This is a genomic window from Pseudomonas sp. 06C 126 (assembly GCF_001855215.1).
Lineage (GTDB): Bacteria > Pseudomonadota > Gammaproteobacteria > Pseudomonadales > Pseudomonadaceae > Aquipseudomonas > Aquipseudomonas proteolytica.
The window spans coordinates 44570-64029 of record NZ_MIFU01000083.1; the positions used below are offsets into that span (position 1 = coordinate 44570).

Annotated in this window: 15 protein-coding genes; 5 read left to right on the plus strand and 10 right to left on the minus strand. The window is 60.6% G+C overall.

Translation table 11 applies throughout. The features are described 5' to 3' along the window. Positions 1 to 84 precede the first annotated feature (84 nt). Positions 85 to 354: a PepSY domain-containing protein gene (locus BHC62_RS13230; protein WP_029291487.1), complete on the plus strand. Its 270-nt coding sequence runs from the start codon at positions 85 to 87 to the stop codon at positions 352 to 354. 11 nt (positions 355 to 365) lie between these two features. Here BHC62_RS13230 and BHC62_RS13235 read toward each other — a convergent pair whose 3' ends face one another. Beyond that, on the minus strand, positions 366 to 5471 hold the full coding sequence (locus tag BHC62_RS13235; protein WP_070995269.1) for a DUF6543 domain-containing protein: 5106 nt from the start codon (positions 5469 to 5471) through the stop codon (positions 366 to 368). Between the two features lie 182 nt (positions 5472 to 5653). On the opposite strand from BHC62_RS13235, the gene BHC62_RS13240 reads away from it, so the two are divergent. Continuing rightward, positions 5654 to 6682 (plus strand): Ldh family oxidoreductase, encoded by a 1029-nt coding sequence (locus BHC62_RS13240; protein ID WP_070995270.1) that lies wholly within the window; start codon positions 5654 to 5656, stop codon positions 6680 to 6682. Between the two features lie 39 nt (positions 6683 to 6721). Here BHC62_RS13240 and BHC62_RS13245 read toward each other — a convergent pair whose 3' ends face one another. Beyond that, positions 6722 to 7042, minus strand: a complete 321-nt coding sequence (locus tag BHC62_RS13245; RefSeq protein WP_070995271.1) for a YqjD family protein — start codon at positions 7040 to 7042, stop codon at positions 6722 to 6724. Between the two features lie 164 nt (positions 7043 to 7206). On the opposite strand from BHC62_RS13245, the gene BHC62_RS13250 reads away from it, so the two are divergent. Continuing rightward, a complete protein-coding gene (locus tag BHC62_RS13250) occupies positions 7207 to 7458 on the plus strand; it encodes a hypothetical protein (protein WP_029291496.1) in 252 nt (83 codons plus the stop codon). Between the two features lie 72 nt (positions 7459 to 7530). Here the strand turns inward: BHC62_RS13250 and BHC62_RS13255 are convergent, their stop codons facing one another. The 3 genes from BHC62_RS13255 to BHC62_RS13265 are packed head-to-tail and all read right to left on the minus strand — an operon-like array spanning position 7531 to position 9988. Then, a complete protein-coding gene (locus tag BHC62_RS13255; RefSeq protein ID WP_029291499.1) occupies positions 7531 to 8079 on the minus strand; it encodes a GNAT family N-acetyltransferase in 549 nt (182 codons plus the stop codon). Positions 8080 to 8084: 5 nt separating this feature from the next. Continuing rightward, positions 8085 to 8552 carry an LEA type 2 family protein gene (locus BHC62_RS13260; protein ID WP_029291501.1) on the minus strand — a complete coding sequence of 156 codons (468 nt, stop codon included), beginning with the start codon at positions 8550 to 8552 and terminating at the stop codon, positions 8085 to 8087. Between the two features lie 8 nt (positions 8553 to 8560). After that, positions 8561 to 9988 (minus strand): nucleobase:cation symporter-2 family protein, encoded by a 1428-nt coding sequence (locus BHC62_RS13265; RefSeq protein ID WP_029291503.1) that lies wholly within the window; start codon positions 9986 to 9988, stop codon positions 8561 to 8563. Between the two features lie 234 nt (positions 9989 to 10222). On the opposite strand from BHC62_RS13265, the gene BHC62_RS13270 reads away from it, so the two are divergent. Beyond that, complete coding sequence (locus BHC62_RS13270; protein WP_070995272.1) at positions 10223 to 11848, plus strand: methyl-accepting chemotaxis protein; 1626 nt, start codon at positions 10223 to 10225, stop codon at positions 11846 to 11848. 177 nt (positions 11849 to 12025) lie between these two features. Here the strand turns inward: BHC62_RS13270 and BHC62_RS13275 are convergent, their stop codons facing one another. The 5 genes from BHC62_RS13275 to BHC62_RS13295 form a co-directional block, all read right to left on the minus strand. Next, a complete protein-coding gene (locus BHC62_RS13275; protein WP_070995273.1) occupies positions 12026 to 13003 on the minus strand; it encodes a D-glycerate dehydrogenase in 978 nt (325 codons plus the stop codon). Continuing rightward, positions 13003 to 14301 (minus strand): MFS transporter, encoded by a 1299-nt coding sequence (locus tag BHC62_RS13280; protein WP_070995274.1) that lies wholly within the window; start codon positions 14299 to 14301, stop codon positions 13003 to 13005. Before BHC62_RS13280 ends, BHC62_RS13275 begins: the two co-directional genes overlap by 1 nt. Positions 14302 to 14355: 54 nt before the next feature. After that, complete coding sequence (locus BHC62_RS13285) at positions 14356 to 15300, minus strand: sugar kinase (RefSeq protein WP_029291514.1); 945 nt, start codon at positions 15298 to 15300, stop codon at positions 14356 to 14358. Continuing rightward, complete coding sequence (locus BHC62_RS13290; protein ID WP_070995275.1) at positions 15293 to 16075, minus strand: sugar phosphate isomerase/epimerase; 783 nt, start codon at positions 16073 to 16075, stop codon at positions 15293 to 15295. The genes BHC62_RS13285 and BHC62_RS13290 overlap by 8 nt, the downstream gene beginning before the upstream one ends. A 110-nt stretch (positions 16076 to 16185) precedes the next feature. Continuing rightward, complete coding sequence (locus BHC62_RS13295; RefSeq protein ID WP_070995276.1) at positions 16186 to 17205, minus strand: LacI family DNA-binding transcriptional regulator; 1020 nt, start codon at positions 17203 to 17205, stop codon at positions 16186 to 16188. 255 nt (positions 17206 to 17460) lie between these two features. On the opposite strand from BHC62_RS13295, the gene BHC62_RS13300 reads away from it, so the two are divergent. After that, entirely contained in the window at positions 17461 to 19452 is a 1992-nt protein-coding gene (locus BHC62_RS13300) for a hypothetical protein (RefSeq protein ID WP_070995277.1), read from the plus strand. The last annotated feature ends 8 nt before the right edge of the window (positions 19453 to 19460 follow it).

Genomic DNA, 19460 nt, shown 5'->3' on the forward strand with positions numbered 1-19460 from the left:
TGAGCATCAATGTGGAACTAATTGGGCCCGCAAACACCCTAAAAATCTGGATCTGTAAGTCATTCTCTATAACGGAGTAAGAAAATGCTGAAGAAAACCCTCACCGCCATGCTTGCCACAGCCACCTTGCTCGGCGCTGGCGCCGCCCTGGCCGATAAGCCAGGTGCAGGCTGGATCACCATCGAAAAAGCCATCGAGACTGCCAAGACCAAGGCCGGCTACATCGAGGTCTACAGTATCGAAGCCGATAACGACGGTTATTGGGAAGGCAAGGGGCGCAAAGCTGACGGCAGCGTCTATGAGTTCCGTGTCGATGGCGCCTCGGGCAATGTGACACGCGACCAGAAAGACTGATCGCAAACCGATCAGTGCGCGGACGCCTTTCGATCGAAAGGCACCGGGTCCAATTGACGTCCCAGGTTACTGATCAGGAACGCCACCGAGTCGGCATTATCCAGGATAGTGTCGACTCGTTTGCCGAGATTGGTCATGAATATCCCCCTCGCATTACTCAGGTCCACACCGCCCGTAGTACGCAGGATCTGATCCCTGATGTATTCGGTTTCAGGTGTCGAGCCGAAGTCTCTCCAGACGTTGCCCGCGACGTCCACGTACTTGAACAATTGGCTGACGGGCGTCCTGCGCGAATACCCCGTGGTTTGCCGATTTTTCTGGTAGGCGGCCAACTCGCGCCCGGCCTGGGTCAGTGTCTCGATCAGATCGGAAAACGGCATCACCGAGTCCAGGTACGCTGCATCGGCCGTCGTGGCCACCAGATGGCTCAACTCGTGAATCAACAGCGTGGCCCGCGCATGGACCTCCCGGTCGAAGTAGTCGGTCAGACGATTGTCGTAGTCGCTGAAGGGCGGTGCAAAAAAGTGCTCAGTCAAAAAGATCCGCCGGTCCGGATCTTTGTCGATGGTGAAGCCCCAGTTGTTCTGTGGGTCGATTCGATGGGACCCCACCACGAACCGCTTCGAATCGAGTGCATACAGGCTGGGGTCCAGCAGGCCGGCGAGAATCTGGTCGACGACGCGATGCAGCTTTTGCACCAGGGCCGGGGCAATCTCTTGAGGCCCCTGGTCCGGGTTGATATCGATCCCGAAGAAGCTGTTGACGAAGCGATGTATACGGGTCACCGGCGCGATGCCTGGCGCCAGTAACGCCAGGTTCAGCTTGCAGTTCTGCACATAAAACGTTGCCAGGTCCATGGCCTCCACAATCATCCTGGCCCGCTGGGGATACAACCGGCGAATCGCCTTCATGCCGATCGCTTCGATATTCATGGTGGTACGGGCTGAGGCGCTGACATCTGCCCGGTCCTGCAGGCGGCCCAAGGCCTGGCCATAGCGCGCGATCTTTTGCCGGGTGTCGAGGCGCCATTGGCCCGCGCTGTCGCGATAGACAAACGGGCCATGGTTAGCGGCCGTCTTGATCCGCCAGAACGTACCGAGGCTCTCTACCCGGTAGACCTTGCCCGCCAGCGCAATGTACGGCACGCCTTTATGCTGGTAAGTCCCGTTGAATGTATTGAGCGTCATACCCGTCAATCCCACATCGTGCACTTCGCTGGGCGACAGCAGGGTGCGCTGTGGGGCGGTGATGTCCAGTGTCGACCAATTGGCCGAGGGTTGCGTCGGCGCGACGGGGGGTTGCTGCGCCGGGTCGAAGATCAAAGCCTTGGCGTCCTGCAAGGCCTGGCCGAGCGCGGCCATTTGTCCCAGCCCGTTGATGAACGTCTGCAAGGCCAGGCCCCAGTGCTGGTCCTGCAAGGCCTCTGCGGACTCAGTGAACAGTGAAATGCTTTGCCAGATGGCCCAAGGCAGTGCCAGCTTGCCGGGCAGCAAGCCGAGCATCCGGCCCGCAGTGCCATCGAGCACCTGGGTGAGGGTTTGCCACTCGGCCTCGGCCCCTTGGATCAATTGGGCACCCAGCAGATTGAGGAGTAACTGGCGGTTATCGTCGAACAGGCGGCCCAGCAGGTTGCCCTGGATCGGATTGAATCCCAGGGTGATCTCCGAGGTAGCGCCTTGGGAACTGGCCAACAGGTTTCGATAGGTGGCGTCCTGGGGCGCAGCCAGCCGCCTGAGCACCCAGTCTTGCAGGGCGCCTGGAGTATTCAGGGCTTGCACGAACTGCGCCTCGCTTTCGAACTCGCGCAAGCTCAAGGTTGGGTGATAGGGCGCGTACAACACCTGCGGCCCCCCGCGCCCGGCGCTGATGAAGTACAGCCCCAGGGCCGGGGCCAGCGAAGCGCCGGCGGTGGCGAGCAATTCCAGGGGCCTGACCTGGGCCGTGGTGCCTGGCACCAGTGCACGGGCCACCGCATCCGGCATGTCGAATGCCTGTTGCAGCAGTTCGAAACCCACATCTGACAGGCGCTCTTGCAACTTGAGGGCATGGGCGTGTTGCAACAGTTGCCAGGGCAACTGCTGGCTGAAATCCTGCAAGCGCTGTGCGACACCGGCTGCGCCCGCCGACAGTTTTTGATTCAGGTACGTGTAATAGTCGCTCTGGATATTCAATTGCGTCAGCATCTGACGCACCACGGTTTGCGTCAGCCCGGTGGCCAGGGACACCACGTCAAATTCGGGCGCTTGCGCACTGGTGGGGCCCATGGCGAAATCCAGCAGGCTTTGGCGCCGTCCTGCCAGCGCCAGCCTGGGCACAATCTCGACGCCCGTGGCATAGGTTGAGTAATCGACGAGCATGTCGTTCAGGCGGTTCTCCACATGTTGACGCAACGAATCAAGCTCGTAGAGATAGTCCCGGCCGTGCGAGGTGTGGATGCGATATTGCTCCAATATCTCGGCCTGGCGCCGTTGCTCCCTGGGCGGCGCTGCGCCCAGCCGGTTGTGCAGTGAGTGCCGCAGCTCTGCCAGGCGTGCGATGTCCATCGCGCGCTGCAGGTTATTGGCGGGGACTTCGCTGCGCAGTTGTCCCAGAGCCTGGGCCAGCGACGAGGCTTGGGCCTTGAGCGTCAGGGTGTGTTGGCGTTGGGCAAGATAATGCTCGATCCAGGATTGCTGGCATTGCTGCAATGCGGGCTTGGTCATCAATTGCAACGGCCCCAGCTCATAACGTCGATGGGGGATGTGCTGCAAGGCCGAGAGGTTTTCCAGCAGGCCCAGGCGCTGGGCCGGGCTGCGTAGCCGTTGAGCCAGGACCTCGCGCAAGTCGCTGATCGAAGCGAAGGCTTCCACGCCTGCCGCCGGCGTCCACAGCAGCGCATGCCCGGAGTGGTAATGATCGAGGCCCCCGCGTTCAGTGAGCACAAAACAGTTGGTCAGTCGCAGCAGGCTGGTCTGGCCAGCGGGCAACACTGACACTGTGAATGCTTGTGGGGTGAAGCCTTTCAACACAGGATCCTGTCCGCGCACTGTGTTGTCCGGATCCAGCATCGTTTGCAGGATCTGGATATCGCGCTCATCAAGGGTCTTGTCCAGCCCTCTGAGCCGTGCCTCTTCAAGAATCCCCACGGACATGCTGTGCGCCAGCTTGGGGGTCAAGGCCTCCAGGCCCGCACGGGGGATTTGCGCGGCGGGCTGGCGGCTCAGACCGGCTAGCCACTGGGTGACCATACTATTGAGGCGGACAATGTCCAGGTCCGGTCTTTTCGTGGCCTGGCCGCGAGTCCGTGGTCCATATACCCCGTATTGCGCAGTGTCAGGGATGGCCTTTGCCTGGTGCAGCAGGCGGGCGACACAGTGCACCAACAGGCTCTGGCTGGACTGTGGCGTGCGCCGCTCCTGGGCGTCGGCATTGCCAGCATAGCGATTGATAAAAAGGTCTTGTGGGTTGAGCGCGGCCACCTCAGCGGCCGGGAATGTGGCATGCAACTGCTCGCTGATGACGCGCTCCAGGCTGGGAACCTGCGCTATCAGGGTGTCCAGCGCATGGCTGACGCTGTGCAATCGCCGGTGGGTCAGGCGGGCCTTTTCCGCCGGCACCGACGGCGCGCAAGGATGGGTGCTCCAGCGTCCCTCGGCGTCCAGTGCCCGTAACCTGTGGTCGAGCATCGCGCGGATATCCAGGCCGTAATCCAGCATGGCGTAGGCGTTGACCGTACCCTGGTTGCGTCGGTACAGGTCCAGGCAGTATTCGAGGTTCTGTTGCTGTTTGCCGATGACCGTTTCCAACAAGGTGCTGAATACCGGCCCAGTGAACGGCACCGAGCTGAACTGCGGGTTTTCAAACCCGACAAACCGTGCCCGCTCTTCCAGTGACAAAAACCCGAAGAAATCATCCTCATGCCCCTGCGCAACGGCCATTGCCTTGAGCGTGGCCTGCAAGTCGTGCTCGTCCTTGAGCACTTGCCAACCTCTGGACTGGGTGTAGAGGTAGGCGTCGGGATGAGTGACCACCAGCGTGCTGGCCAGCTCGACATAGTAAGAGGTGTGCTCCCACAGGCGGACTTTTTCAGTCAACGGCCCGTGCTCGCGTTCGACGGGCTGGTAGAGCGCGTTCAGTTGCTGCCACTGTCCGGGAGTGAAGATCTCCTGCTGACGCTTGAGCAGTAAGTCGACCCTGGATTTATCGCTCATGGCCTGGGCAAAGTATTCGCGCCTGGACCACCCGGCGTAAACGTCGGTGTTCCAGTAAGTGAGCAGTGAGTTGTTCAGATACAGGCGCAGTTGATCGGACGCTTGCTGGATGCCATCGTCCCAGCGGCTGAGGTCGCGCGCCTGGGGGCTGGTGCCTGAGGGCGACAATATCTCGGGGTTGGTGTAGACCCGGCGCAGCCCCACCGGCCAGGCATGCTGGCGGTGGAACAGCAGTAGGGCATCACGCAACAACAGGGCATTTACCCATTTTTCCTGGTCGGTGGATGATGAAACCCGTGCGTAAAAAAATACATGGGTCTTGCGCTGGTCCACGCTCGGGAAGGGCTTGCGCAAGGTGCTGGACAACAACTGGTCCAGCAGGGTTGCCACCAATGGCAGCTTGCTCAATTCATTGAGCAGGGTCTGCACGGTGCGGTTCTGGCCACGTTCGATACAGGCTCGCTGTTCATCAAATACGTTGCCCGTGATCAACTGTCGGGTGAGGCTGGCGCCGGGCTTGAAGTCCAGGCCTATGCGGTCGTCCAGGGCCAGGAAGTGCAGGAGTTCGCCCCGTTGTGCATCGTCCAGCAGGCGTTTTTCCAGGGTATCGAGCAGTTGCCTGGCATCACTGAACTTCTCCAGCCCGGTTTGCGGGCCGTAGAAAAACACAGGGGTGTAGGCGTCTTCGGAACTCATCATGAAGGCGCCGGCCAATTCGACCGGCTCGTGCCCCGGCAAGTTGATCAACAACCGTTCGGCAATCATTGGCGGGGTTTGCGCCTTGCGTGCATCGGCATCGACAAAAAACAGATTGCGCAGGAATTCCCGATCCTTTTCGGTAATGCCGCGTTGTCGCTCACGCTCGTTCAAACGCTTGATCACCCGTAACGCTTCGGGGAAAAAATAGGGTAGAGGCTGGTCGTCCATGATCGTTTGTGCACTGGCTTGAGGAAGGGCAAAGCCTACGAGTACCGATGGGCGCAGCGGCGCTAAATAAATAGGCCGCGAGCCCGCACAGGTGTTGACAGGCGGGTTGCCGGGCGTTGTTTAATCAGGGCGTTGAGTCCAGCAGGCTGTAGCCCCCTCCAATAACAATTCCGGAGCTTCAGATGTCAGCCACGCCCGTTACTGCAAACACATCCATGGCCTTCAGCGAACTGGTGGCCCTGCTTACACGCATCTTCATTCGTCATGGCACCTCGCCCGATGTGGCCGCTGTCCTGGCCGATAACTGCGCCCGTGCCGAACGGGACGGCGCGCACAGCCATGGGGTCTTTCGTATACCTGGCTACGTCTCGACGCTGAACAGCGGCTGGGTCAATGGTATGGCCGTGCCGCAGGTCGAAGATGTCGCGTCAGGCTTTGTCCGGGTCGATGCCGACAATGGTTTTGCGCAGCCGGCCCTGGCAGCAGCGCGCCCGCTGTTAGTGCAAAAGGCCCGCAGCGCCGGGATCGCGGTATTGGCCATTCGCAACTCCCATCACTTTGCGGCGCTCTGGCCCGATGTAGAGCCTTTCGCCGAGGAAGGGCTGGTGGCGCTGAGTGTGGTCAACAGCATGACCTGTGTGGTGCCTCACGGCGCAGATCGCCCCTTGTTCGGCACCAATCCCATCGCGTTCGCCGCGCCCCGTGCCGATGGGCCGCCGATTGTGTTTGACCTGGCCACCAGCGCCATTGCCCATGGCGACGTGCAGATCGCCGCGCGCAAGGGCGAGCGCGTGCCACCTGGCACCGGTGTCGACAGCCTGGGCCAGCCGACCCAGGACCCTCGGGCCATCCTTGAAGGGGGCGCGTTGCTGCCGTTCGGTGGGCACAAGGGCTCGGCCTTGTCGATGATGGTTGAACTGTTGGCGGCCGCATTGACGGGGGGCAATTTTTCCTTTGAGTTCGACTGGTCCAACCATCCCGGCGCCAAGACGCCCTGGACCGGCCAGTTGCTGATCGTCATCGACCCGAGCAAAAACGCTGGCCAGGGCTTTGCCGAACGCAGCCAGGAACTGGTGCGCCAGATGCATGCAGCAGGGTTACGACGTTTGCCGGGCGACCGCCGTCATCGGGCGCGGGCCAGGTCTGAGGAGGAGGGGATTATCATCGACGGTGAAGAGTTGGAGCGCTTGCGGGCGTTGGCCCAGGCCTGAACACCGGCGCGGACGACGCCGCGCCAGTGATGACCGTTATCAGTGGCGACGGCCCAGCAACAGGCCGACGACCAGGCCGAAACCGGCCGAGATTGCCACCGTCTGCCACGGGTGGCCACCGATGTAGGTTTCGGTAGCATCGACCACCGGCTTGCTGCGCTCACGCACGTTGGACACCGAGTCCAGGGCCTGCTTGAGCTTGATCGCGACCTGCTCGCGCAGGGTTTCACCTTCTTCTCCCACCAGCGACGCGCTGCTTTTGAGCAGTTTGTCCGATTCTTCGATCAGGGCCTGGAGTTCGCTGAACGCCTGGTCCTTGATTTGCTCTTCGACTGCTTGGGCGGCGGTTTTACGGGCCATTGAGTAGCTCCTTGCGGGGTAAGTGGGCAGTGAACAATGGAGTCTTGCAGTAGGCTAAAAGTTGCAGTTTTTTTCGCTGACTCTCAGCACGGGATAAAATCCGAATTCGGACCTTTCGACCTACAGTGTAAGATGTCACCTATTTGTGCAGCAGGTAATTCCACATGAGCTTCAATCTGGCTAACAAGCCCCTTGCCGAGCGCGCTGCGCTTGAAGATGAAAAGTCGCGCCTGTACGACTTGTGGCAAAGCAACCTGGGCAAGGCCAAAGGCGAGGGCGCCCGACTGTTTGGCGAGCGCTCCAAACGCAAGGGCAAATGGGCTGAATGGGTCCGCTCGGAATTGGACGGCATGTCGCCACCGGAGTTTGCCAACATGGTGCGCAGTGAAGTCAACCGACTGATGGCGGCCAAGTAGGGGCCGGCGATTGCGGTAGTTCAGTCACTACATGTGCTGGCTGGTATACCGCTATCGCGGGCAAGCCCGCTCCTACAGGGGTTGTTTCATCCATTCTTCGCGGGTGATTTCCCAAATTTCCTTGGGGAATACCCCCGCCACGAAGCGTCCTTCTTCCGTGCGGATCAAGCGCATCCGGGTTTTTTCCGAAATCCTGCGCGACCCCAGGTTCGGCGCGGCCTTGGGCACCCGCAGCAGTGGGCGTTCGAGCACCTTGAACCAATACTCGGTCACCGCCGCACTGGCTTCGCTCATTAGCCCCTGACCTTGCCAATGCGGGGCCAGCCAGAAGCCCCGGTTGTTATCCAGCTCATCCATCAGGCTCACATTGCCGATCAACTGCCCGGGCTCTTCGCGCAGGCGGATCGACCAGTGCCACTCGCGCCCCTCGACCATGGCCGGCAAGGCTATTTGCTCCAGGAAGCTGCGGGCGCCATCGGCCGGGTAGGGCCAGGGCACCAAGGCATTGAGGTAACGCACCACCTCCCAGTGGGGAAACTGTTGCTGGATACCCTCGGCGTCGTCCAGGGTCAGCGGTTGCAGGATCAGGCGTTCGGTGTGCAGGGTGGGCAAGGTGTCCATGTTGTTTACCACGTCACTGTGGTGGGCAGGTCCAGCGTCCCGCGATCAACAAAACGCACGGTGCCAAACAAGCCACCGGCCAGCTTGCCGCGCAGGACATAGGGCAGGTTGTTCAAGCTCTGGGTCTGGCTCAGGCCAAGGGTCTGGCGCAGCACGGAAAATGCCGAAACGCTGACCGGGACTGTCAGCACCGTCTCAGAAAAGCGCGGGATCGATCCCTGTTGATCGCTGACCCCGGCCGCCAGTGGCCGTCCATTGACCTCCAGGTCCAGGGCCACGCCGTTGTAGTCGATCGCTGTTTCGTTGGGGTTCTGCACCCGCAGCTTGACCGCAAACCGCACTTCCAGGTCCTGGCTCTGCAACGGTTCGATGCCCACCACATTGATATGCAGCGCGTCACGGTCGGGGAACAGGGCGCAGGCGCTCAGGCTGAGCAATACCAGGGATAGGGTCAGGCCGATCAATCTGCGCATAAGGGTTCCTATTTCGTCGGGGCCGGGTCCTGCATCACTTTGAGGGTCGAGGCTTCCGGATCAAATTCATCTTCCTGCAACTCTATGAACTCTTCAGGCAGGAAGATGTTCAGCAGGATCGCACAGAATGCACCGACGGTAATCGGCGACTCGAAGATGTTATGCAGGGCCTTGGGCAACTCGCGCAGCACTTCTGGCACCGCCGCCACACCCAGGCCCATCCCCAGGGAAATGGCCACGATCAGCACATTGCGTCGATGCAGCCCGGCCTCGGCGAGGATCTTGATCCCGGCCACGGCCACGGTACCGAACATGATCAGGGTCGCGCCACCCAGCACCGGCTTGGGCATCAATTGCAAGACCGCGCCAATCATCGGGAACAGACCGAGCAGCACCAGCAGGCCGGCAATGAAATACGCCACATAGCGGCTGGCCACGCCGGTCAACTGGATCACGCCGTTGTTCTGGGCGAAGGTCACCATCGGCAGGCTATTGAAGGTGGCGGCCATCACCGAGTTCAGGCCGTCAGCCAGCAGGCCAGACTTGATGCGCTTGATGTACAGCGGGCCTTTGACCGGTTGCTGGGAAATCATCGAGTTAGCTGTCAGATCTCCGGCCGCCTCCAGCGGGGAAATCAGGAAGATCACGGCTACCGGGATAAACGCCACCCAATCAAACGAAAATCCGTACTTGAACGGCACCGGCACGCTGACCAACGGCACCTGGGGCAATGCCGCCAGGTCGACCCGGCCCAGCCACCAGGCCACGACAAACCCCAGGGTGAGGCCGATGACAATCGAGCCCAGACGCAGGAATGGGTTATTGAAGCGGTTGAGCACCACGATGGTCACCAACACCAGGGCGGCCAACCCCATATTGCTGGCGGCACCCAGGTCGGCGGCGCCGTAGCCGCCGGCCATGTCAGTGACGGCGACCTTGATCAACGACAGGCCCATCAAGGTGATGATGGTGCCGGTAACCACCGGGGTGATCAGTTTGCGCAATTTTCCGATGAACTGGCTGAGCACCACTTCGATAAACGCTGCAAAGAAGCAGATGCCAAAGATCGTCGACAGGATCTCATCGGTGCCGCCGCCCCGGGCCTTGACCATGAACCCGGCACTGAGAATCACGCTGATAAACGAAAAGCTGGTGCCTTGCAGGCACAACAAGCCCGAGCCCACCGGACCAAAGCGCCGCGCCTGGACAAACGTGCCCAGGCCCGAGACGAACAGGGCCATGCTGACCAGGTAGGGAACTTCGCTTTCCAGGCCCAGCACGCCGCCGACGATCAGGGTCGGGGTAATGATCCCAACAAAGCTGGCGAGCACGTGCTGCAGGGCGGCAAAAATCGCCGCGGTGAAGTGCGGACGGTCTTCCAGACCATAGATCAGGTCCGATTTATAGCGGGGGCGGGGGGCTTGAGCGTCAGACAAAATACGTGCTCGGGTCAGAAAATGGACGCGCAGGATGCCAGAAAGCGCCCGCTGTCAAAAGTGTGAAAATATATTTCTCGGATCCGTGCAAAAAGCCTCAAGCCTGCCGATATCCCTTATAGGCCCACATAACCCTTACAACAGTGGCGCCGAACAGTCACCTGTGTGCGTTGACGCACAGTGACCGTGTCGCGGCAAGGACGCTCGCAGCCATCCCTTCTTGAGAGCTTTCCTATGTCCCTCCGTAATTTGAACATCGCACCTCGGGCGTTTCTCGGTTTTGCGTTTATTGCGTTGCTTGTGATTGTTCTAGGGGTGTTTGCCGTCAACCGCATGACGCTGATTCGCCAGGCCGCGTTGGACATGGGCGCCAACCAACTGCCGAGTGTCGGCTACCTGGCCAATATGACCGAGAACGTGTTGCGCCTGCGCATTCTGTCCTTCCGTATCTTGGTCAATCGTGAGCCGGCAGCCCTGCAAGATGCCCAAACGCGCATCGGGGTGCTGGTCGACAAGGCCCGCCAAGCCCAGGCAGGTTATGCCGCGATGCCGGCCGGCGCCGAAGAAGCCGCGCTGTACAAGACCTTTGCGGCCACGCTCGACAACTACCTCAAAGCCCAGGCCGAAATGCTTGCGCTGTCCCAGCAGAACAAAGTCGAGGAGATGCGCGCCCTGATCAACAGCCGGATCAAGGACGGCACCGATCGGATGGGTGAACAACTGAACCAGTTGATTGCGATCAATGCCGCCGATGCCAAACAGGCCGGCGAAGACGCCGGGCGCAGCTATAGCGATGCGATCAGCGGGATCATCGTGGTGGCGGTGGTCGCGGCGCTGATGACTGTATTGCTTGCCTGGCTGCTGACTCGCAGCATCGTTACGCCCCTGCGCAAGGCCGTGGCGGCCGCCGAGACCATCTCCAGTGGCGACCTGAGCAAAGCCATCGAGGACGACGGCCAGGACGAGCCGGCCCGCCTGATCGGTGCCCTGGCGACCATGCAGAACAACCTGCGCCAGACCATCCAGCACATCGCCGGCTCAGCTACGCAATTGGCCTCGGCCGCCGAAGAGCTGAGCGCAGTTACCGAGGAAGCCTCCAAGGGCTTGCAGCAGCAGAACAATGAAATCGACCAGGCCGCCACGGCGGTCAATGAAATGACCGCCGCCGTAGAGGAAGTGGCGCGCAACGCGGTGTCGACCTCCGAGGCCTCGACCCAGTCGAACCAGGCCGCGCGGGAAGGGCGCGACCGTGTGGTGGAAACCGTGGGCGCGATCCAGACCATGACCCAGGACGTGCAGAACACCTCGGTGTTGATCGAAGGCCTGGCGACCCAGGGCCGTGATATTGGCAAGGTACTGGACGTGATTCGCGCGATTGCCGAGCAAACCAACCTGCTGGCCCTCAACGCGGCCATCGAGGCCGCACGCGCCGGTGAAGCCGGGCGTGGGTTTGCCGTAGTGGCCGATGAAGTGCGCGCCCTGGCCCATCGCACCCAGCAGTCGACTCAAGAGATCGAGAAGATGGTGGCCGGGATCCAGAACGGTACGGGTGAAGCGGTGCAATCCATGCAGCAGAGCAACCAGCGTACCCAAAGCACTTTGGAAATGGCCCGCGCGGCGGGTGTGGCGCTGGAGCAGATCACCCAGTCCATCAGCCTGATCAACGAGCGCAACCTGGTGATCGCCAGCGCCTCTGAAGAGCAGGCCCAGGTATCACGGGAAGTGGACCGCAACCTGGTGAACATCCGCGACCTGGCCACCCAATCGGCGGCCGGTGCCAACCAGACCAGCGCCGCCAGCCACGAACTGTCGCGCCTGGCGGTGGACTTGAACGGTATGGTGGCGCGTTTCGTGATCTAACGACTGGTGGGGAAAGTGGGGGGCTGCGGCTGCTGCCCCGGAACCAGCCACCTTGGTGTACCTGGCAGAACAGGGTGAGGCTGTTGGGGCGGCTTTGCCGCCCAGCGCGGGGCAAGCCCGCTCGCCACAGACAAGTCCTCTCACCACAGACGAGTCCTCTCACCAATCAGGCCAGGCTCATTGCTTCCAGGCGCCGGTGTTCACCAGGTTTTTCGGGCGTTCGCCGGCCAGTGCTGCCAGCAGGTTGTCCACCGCACATTTGGCCATGGCTTCGCGGGTTTCGTGGGTCGCAGAGCCGATATGGGGGGTCGCCACCACGTTGCTCAAACGCAGCAACGGCGAGTCGTGATTCAACGGCTCACGCTCGAACACATCCAGACCCGCAGCGCGAATCGTCCGCTGTTGCAGGGCTTCGACCAGTGCCGCTTCGTCCACCACTTTGCCCCGGGAGATATTGATGAAAATCGTCTCCGGCCCCATAAGCGCGAACTCCTTGGCGCCAATCAACCCCTGAGTCTCGGCAGTCAACGGCAATGTCAGGCAAACAAAATCGGCTTGCTGCAGCAGATCCGGCAAGCTGTGGTATTGCGCGTCAAACCGCTGATCTACCGCAGGCTTGGGCGAGTGGCTGTGGTAGATCACCGGCATGCCAAAGCCAAAGTGCCCACGCTGTGCCAGCGCTTCGCCAATACGCCCCATGCCAATGATGCCCAGGGTCTTGCCATGCACATCGCTGCCAAAGTGCAGGGGGCCGATGTTCTGGTTCCAGTTGCCGGCGCGCACCATATTCGCCAACTCCACCACGCGTCGGGCGGTGGCCAGGATCAGCGCAAAACCGGTGTCGGCGGTGGTTTCGGTGAGCACATCAGGGGTGTTGCTCAGCAGGATGCCGCGGTGGGTCAGGTAGTCGATGTCGTAGTTATCAACGCCCACCGAAACACTGGCCACCGCCTCCAGCTGCGGTGCCAGGTCCAGCAGGTTCGCATCCAGGCGCAGGCTGGCGCCCAGCAAGCCGTGGGCGCTGGGCAAGGCATCACGCAATTGTGCCAGGCCGGTGGGGCCGAGGTTTTCAATCAGCGTGACCTGGGCCGCTTCGTGCAGGCGGGCCATCAGCGGCGCGGAGAGTTTCTTGTACAACACGACATGCTTTTTCATCAGGTTCTTACCTTCAAATCCAGGGAATGCAACGGTGCTGTCGGGGAGGGTTCACGTGCACCGGTCTTGAGGAAAATCGTCAGCACCACCGACAGCAGCAACGCACCGCTCATCAGCAGGTACGACGCGCCCGGCGAGCCGGTGCTGCTGTTGAGGTAGCCCACCAGGTACGAGCCGCCAAACGAGCCCAGCGCGCCCATGCTGTTGATCAAGGCCATGGCCCCACCGGCGACGTTGGCCGGGAGGATTTCCGGGACGATGGCAAAAAACGGCCCATAGGGCGCATACATGCACGCGCCGGCGATCACCAGCAGGGTGTAGGACCACCAGAAGTGTTCGGCCCCCAGCAGGTAGGAACCGTAGAACGCGATGGAGGCGATCAGCAGTGGCGGCCACACAAAGCGTTTACGTTTTTGCAGCTTGTCCGAGCCCCAGGACACCAGCAGCATGGCAATCACCGCGGCGAGGTAAGGCAGCGCCGATAACCAGCCGGCTTCGACCATATCCATCTGCAGGCCCGCCTTGAGGATCGAAGGCAGCCACAGCACAAAGCCGTAGACGCCGATGCTCCAGCAAAAGAATTGCAACGCCAGGATGATGACCTTGGGCGAGCGGAAGGCTTCGGCATAGTTTTTCACCGCCTTGAGACCCACCTGCTCGGCGGCCAGGGCGGTTTCCAGGTCGTGTTTCTCGCCGGCACTCAGCCATTTGGCATCCGCTGGGCGCTCATCGGCCAGGCGCCACCAGATAAAGGCCCAGAACACCGCCGGCAAGCCTTCGACGATAAACATCCAGCGCCAGCTGTAATGCTGAACCAGGTAACCCGACACGACCGACATCCACAACATGGTCACCGGGTTGCCAAGGATCAGGAAGGTATTGGCGCGCGAGCGTTCGGCACGGGTGAACCAATGGCACAGGTACACCAGCATCGCCGGCATCACTGCGGCCTCGACCACCCCGAGCAAAAAGCGGATGGCGATCAGCATATAGGCGTTGGACACCACCCCGGTCAGCGTGGCCAGGCCGCCCCAGAGGATCAGGCTGACGAAGATCAGCTTCTTCACGCTGCGCCGCTGGGCGTAGATCGCGCCCGGCACCTGGAAGAAAAAGTAGCCAAGGAAAAACAGTGCGCCGAGCAGTGAAGACATGCCCGGGGTAATCATCAAGTCTTCGGCCATGCCGGAGGCGGCGGCAAAGCCGTAGTTGGCGCGGTCCAGGTACGCCAGGCTGTAGGTAATGAAGACGATGGGCATGATGTACCACCAACGGCGGGTGGCGAGTTTCAGGTTATTCATGGGGTTGCTCCTGAGCTTGTTGTAGTTGTGGCAACAGGTAACGGTGTATTCGGGTCAGCCGGCTTTTTGCAGGGCGGGCAGGTCGGCGCGCAGGGGCAGGCCTTCCATATCGCCACGGCTCTGAACCGCGCGGCTGCCGATCCAGTTGGCGCGCTGCACTGCCTGGGCAAAGCTGAGGTTTTCAAGGAGCGCGCTGATCATGCCCACGGCAAAGCCATCACCGGCACCCACGGTATCCACGACTTTGGTCACCGGCACGGCGGCGATAAACCCCTGGTCCAGATGGCTACGGTAGTAGGCGCCGTGGGCGCCGAGCTTGATCGCCACGGCTTCGGCACCCTGGTCGAGGTAGAAGGCGGCGATGTCCGCAGGGTCTTCGAAACCGGTCAGCAGGCGACCTTCGCTCAACCCCGGCAGCACCCAATGGGCCAGGCGGGCCAGAGCGTTGATTTCGCGGATCATTTTTTGCTCGCTGGGCCATAGCGAGGGGCGCAGATTGGGGTCGAAGGACACACTGCGGCCTGCGGCGCGCATCTGGCTCATCAACTGGCGCGACAGCTCGGCGGCGGTGTCCGACAACGCCGGCACAATGCCGGTGGCGTGCAGGTGCCGCGCTTGCAGCAGCGCAGGCGTAATCACGGCACTGGACAGGTGGCTGGCCGCCGAACCGCGGCGAAAGTACTCGACCTGCGGATCGGCGCCGGTCTCTTCCCGAGACTTGAGCTGAAAACCGGTGGGGTGCGCGGGGTCGACCGTCACATGTCGGCAGTCCAGGCCTTCGCGCTCGAGGGTCTGCACCACGAAACGCCCCAATGAGTCATCACCGACCCGACTCAACCAGGCCACATTGAAACCCAAGCGCGACAGGCCAATTGCGACATTGCTGTCGGCGCCGGCGATCCGTTTGTGAAACTGGCCGACCTGGGCCAGGTCGCCGGTTTGCTCGGCGACGAACATCGCCATGGTCTCGCCAAACGACAGGATATCGATCTCAGACATGGGCATTCTCCACACGCGGTTGGCCAAGGACGCTAAGGGTGGCCACTTGCTGGGCAGTGACCTCCAGCAGGTCGTCGCCTTGCAGTGGGAATTCCACTGCCCGGCTGATTCCTTGAGGCATCAGCCCCAGCAATTGTTCCCACAGATGCAGGTCGGGGGCGCCCGGCGGCAGGGCCACCAGCTTGCCGTCGGCGCGACGTGCCACCGCCTTGCAGTGCAGGTAATCGACATACCGCCCCAACAGGCGCGCGGCGGTCTGGGGGGACTGGTCCTGCCAGTGCCAGTTGCCGATATCGAAAGTCATCTTCACCGGGACGCTCAAGCGTTCGGCTTGATCGAAGAAGCGTTGCATCGGCTCGATGCGCCCACCGTGCAGGGTCTGGTCGTTCTCCACCAGCAAGCGTACCGGGTGGCGGCGGAGCAGGGCGCTGAGGCTGTGCAGGTCGTTGGTGTCGGTGAAGTAGCCGAGCGAAACCTTCAACCAGCGCGCACCGAAGGCCTGGGCCCGGTCGAGGGTGGCGGACAACTGTGCATTGGCTTGCGCGCGGCCGGCCACCCACAGCTCCAGGGGCGAGGAAAACACGCACTCCAGGCCCTGTTCGGCGGCGGCTTGGGCCAGCTCGCCGGGGTGTTCGCTGGTGAGCAGTTCTTCGCGCCATTCAATGCGCGTGGCGCCGGCAGCGGCCAGCACCTCGATGAAACTCAATTGGCCGCGCTGGCGAACCAGGTCGGCGCCGTAGCTGGAGAGGCTGATGGAAACGGGATATCTGTGCATTGTTATTAATCTCTGAAACCGGTTTCATTTGTAAATAAAAAAACACCCTTCAGGAGCCGGCTTGCCGGCGATAAGGCCCTTACGCCGGGCACCTCACCGGCAAGCAGCTCCTACACGGGTTGGGTGGAGCCTCGAAGAATGAGTTGCGGAGCAAAATCCAGGGCACGGGGCGGCGAGGTATCGCCGCGCAAACGCTTGAGCAAACAGTCGAACGCGCTGGCGCCAATCGCTTCGGTAGGTTGGGCCAGGGCGGTGATGCCGCTGCCCACCAGCGGGTACCAGTCCAGGTCATCCAAGGCAATCAGCCCGACGTCCTCGAACAACCGGCAACCCAATTGGCGAACGGCTTTGGTGCAGGCAAGTGCGGCGACGCCGTTGGCACAAAACAGGGCTTTGGGGCCGGTGTCGCAGGCGCCAAGGAATGCCTGCAAACGGCTGGTCAAATCATCGCCAATTTCCAGCACGGCGGCATGCAGGCTGTTGCGGCGACTGATCTGGGCATGGAAGCTTTCCATGCGCTCAACCCGCGAACTGGTGCCATCAGCGGCTTCGCTGACCAGCAGGATATCCCGGTAGCCCTGTTGTTCCAGGTGCTCCAGGGCCATGCGCACGGCCAGCGGGTTGTCCAGGCCCACCAGATCGCTGTGCAAGGCCTCGACCTTGCGATCGACCAGCACCAGCGGCATTTCCCGCTGCAACTCCAGCAGTTGCTCAAGGTGATGGCCCAGGGTGTTCACGATCAAACCTTCGATGTTGTAAGCCCGCAGGGCCTCCAGGTGCTGGCGCTCCTGCTCGTCATCGCGGTCGGTATTGCACACCACCAGGCTGTAGCCGTGTTGCCGGCAGGCGGTTTCCACACCATGCATCACGGCAATGGAATAGGGGTTGCGGATATCGGCCACCAGCATGCCGATCAGGCGCGTGCGCCCACGCTTGAGGCCGCGGGCCATTTGGTTGGGGCGGTAGCCCAACTCCTCGATGGCCTGCTCGATACGCAGGGCGATCGTGTCGGAGAGCAGGGCGCGGTCATCGCCGATAAAACGCGACACGCTGGCCTTGGACACACCGGCACGGTTGGCTACATCAAGCATGGTCACGCGGCTGCGCTGGGCGGCAGAGAATGAAGTCACGGTAGCGGGCCTTTCTTATTTTGGATAACGGTACATGAATCAATTTGAAACCGGTTTCAGTGGACGCCATGTTCGACGCCTCGTCAAGGAATTTTCTGAAGGCACATGGCTTTGAAAACACTTGAATCCGACGAATGGAATGCGGCACCTGTTAGTTTTGACAGTTACGGACAATGCAAATCAGGCGTTTAATTTCTCCAGCAGTCGATCCTTAAGTCACTGGCACCTTCATGTTTCATCGTTGAGGTAATCGTCATGTCCGGCACCTCCAAGCCAACCACTCAAGCTGTGGTCACTCAACCAGAGCAAGGTGTGTTGAATCTTTTTCCGATGACCATTCCTGGTGTGGACCCTCTGGACCCAAATGGGCTGATCCCCGCAGCATTGATGCTCTCACCGCTTCAAGTGCAAGTTCCCATGTGGACACCGCCCCCTGAGCCGCTGGATACCCCCCATATCCTCATGATTTATTGGGAGCGCGCAGGCACTGTGGTTTACAGCGACTCGATCATTGTTCAGTCGCCGCCGCCACCGGTACCTGACATGTACACCCTGTTCATTCCTTTGCTGGTGCTACGGGCACAGTCCGGGCCCGTCGAACTGTATTATTCAGTCACCGATTCGTTTGGTGGGCGCAGCGAACTCAACCCTAAAAGAACACTGACGGTCGACATGGATGCGCCGCAATTATTAAACCCCGCCGACCAACTGACGTTTGTTGTGCCTCCTGCACCCGCAGTTGATGAGGCGTACTTGGCCAGTCATCCACAGGTGGCGCTGCACGTTCCGCCCTATAGCGGGCGCAATGACGGGGACACGATTCATTTCTACCTGTCCAATTTAGCCAACCCACCGGTTGCGGGTGAAGATGGTGTTTATGAACTGGTGTCCAGCGCTGATCCGTTGATTGCCACCCTGGATGCAGCCGCTTTTCGTACGCTTAGCAATGGTGACGCTTACGTCTTTTTCAGGGTTTTTGACAAAGCGGGCAACTTCAGCGACCGCAGTGCCGGCCTGCCATTTCAGCTGGCGCTGACTGCAATGCCGGGGCAGTTGCCCCTTGCGCAAATCGTGCCTCCTCGTTATGACGATTTACTGATCAATCGCGAAGACGCCAGGGCCAGCGTATTTGTCCGCATAGGTTCCTACACCGACTGGGCTGCGGGGGATGAAGTCATTGTGTATTGGAAAGGCCGTCCTACTGTCAGGCATCCGGTCAACGGTTTTCCCACCGATGTCGAGGTTCCATGGGCTGTTATGCGTGGCCCGCTGACCGATCCGTTGGTGCCCGAAGCGGTACCGGTACGCTATGAGATTATTCGAGGTGGCCTGCCGCCATTTCCTTCGTTCAATATTCTGGTGAATGTGAACCTCACGGTCGCTGGACAGGACCACGCGAATGCACCGGCACTGTTCAATCCGGATTTGCCCGTGCCGCAAGTCTGGGGGCTTGTTTCCAACACCCAGAACGTCGTCAACCACAATGACAATCCCGCCGGAGCCCGTGCCCGCGTCTTGCTTTATGAAAACCCGCTGCCTGGAGAAATTCTGCGGTTTTATTGGAATGGCACCGGGCCGGTTGCCAGTTACACCGTGCAGTTGGGAGATGTAGCAGGGCAACTGGTGTTTTCCACGGTTATTCCCTGGGCGGCGATGGCGGGTTTTATTCACCCAGCATTGCCGGTGTATTACACCACCAGTAATGGCGTGAATGATCAGCAATCGGACAATGCGCTGGTAAACGTAAATACGGGTGCATTGATTTCTTTCCCGGCTCCACTTCTAAACCATACTTTAGTGGGGCCCGCTGGCTACTTGGGTTGTTGTTCAAAGCCCGAAATATTCCTGGGGGTAGAGTGGTCATTGGCGCCGGATGATCGCTTTGAACTTAATGATGTGGTGACTTTTTTTTGGGAAGGGTTCCTGGTTAACAATTGGGAACCGCCGGTTATTGAAGAATCAAGGTATGACGATAGCAAAACATTCAGTACTGACGCAGATTTGATGAATGGATTGCACTTCCGGGTCGCGCCCTATGAGGAAAAAGTCGTGCCGATGCGTAATTACGGCTCGGCTCGGGCCTGGTATCAGGTGAGGCGTCGCGGGGCCCTCATAGGTGAGTCGCTGCCTAGAAGGATTCGTGTGGATCTGCTGTCCGCTGGCTCAGGTCAGTATTGTAAGTTAGGCGATGTCATTGTGTGTTCAAACGACGGCGTGGCAACCATTATCGGAAACAAGAGCAACTAAGTTTTGAT

Bases quoted from the DNA above. Each gene is read 5' to 3' on its own strand.
- BHC62_RS13290 (WP_070995275.1), bottom strand. From the start codon at position 16,075: ATGCACAGATATCCCGTTTCCATCAGCCTCTCCAGCTACGGCGCCGAC.
- BHC62_RS13270 (WP_070995272.1), top strand. From the start codon at position 10,223: ATGTCCCTCCGTAATTTGAACATCGCACCTCGGGCGTTTCTCGGTTTT.
- BHC62_RS13285 (WP_029291514.1), bottom strand. From the start codon at position 15,300: ATGTCTGAGATCGATATCCTGTCGTTTGGCGAGACCATGGCGATGTTC.
- BHC62_RS13240 (WP_070995270.1), top strand. From the start codon at position 5,654: ATGTCAGCCACGCCCGTTACTGCAAACACATCCATGGCCTTCAGCGAA.
- BHC62_RS13300 (WP_070995277.1), top strand. From the start codon at position 17,461: ATGTCCGGCACCTCCAAGCCAACCACTCAAGCTGTGGTCACTCAACCA.
- BHC62_RS13235 (WP_070995269.1), bottom strand. From the start codon at position 5,471: ATGGACGACCAGCCTCTACCCTATTTTTTCCCCGAAGCGTTACGGGTG.
- BHC62_RS13255 (WP_029291499.1), bottom strand. From the start codon at position 8,079: ATGGACACCTTGCCCACCCTGCACACCGAACGCCTGATCCTGCAACCG.
- BHC62_RS13260 (WP_029291501.1), bottom strand. From the start codon at position 8,552: ATGCGCAGATTGATCGGCCTGACCCTATCCCTGGTATTGCTCAGCCTG.
- BHC62_RS13245 (WP_070995271.1), bottom strand. From the start codon at position 7,042: ATGGCCCGTAAAACCGCCGCCCAAGCAGTCGAAGAGCAAATCAAGGAC.
- BHC62_RS13230 (WP_029291487.1), top strand. From the start codon at position 85: ATGCTGAAGAAAACCCTCACCGCCATGCTTGCCACAGCCACCTTGCTC.
- BHC62_RS13280 (WP_070995274.1), bottom strand. From the start codon at position 14,301: ATGAATAACCTGAAACTCGCCACCCGCCGTTGGTGGTACATCATGCCC.
- BHC62_RS13275 (WP_070995273.1), bottom strand. From the start codon at position 13,003: ATGAAAAAGCATGTCGTGTTGTACAAGAAACTCTCCGCGCCGCTGATG.
- BHC62_RS13250 (WP_029291496.1), top strand. From the start codon at position 7,207: ATGAGCTTCAATCTGGCTAACAAGCCCCTTGCCGAGCGCGCTGCGCTT.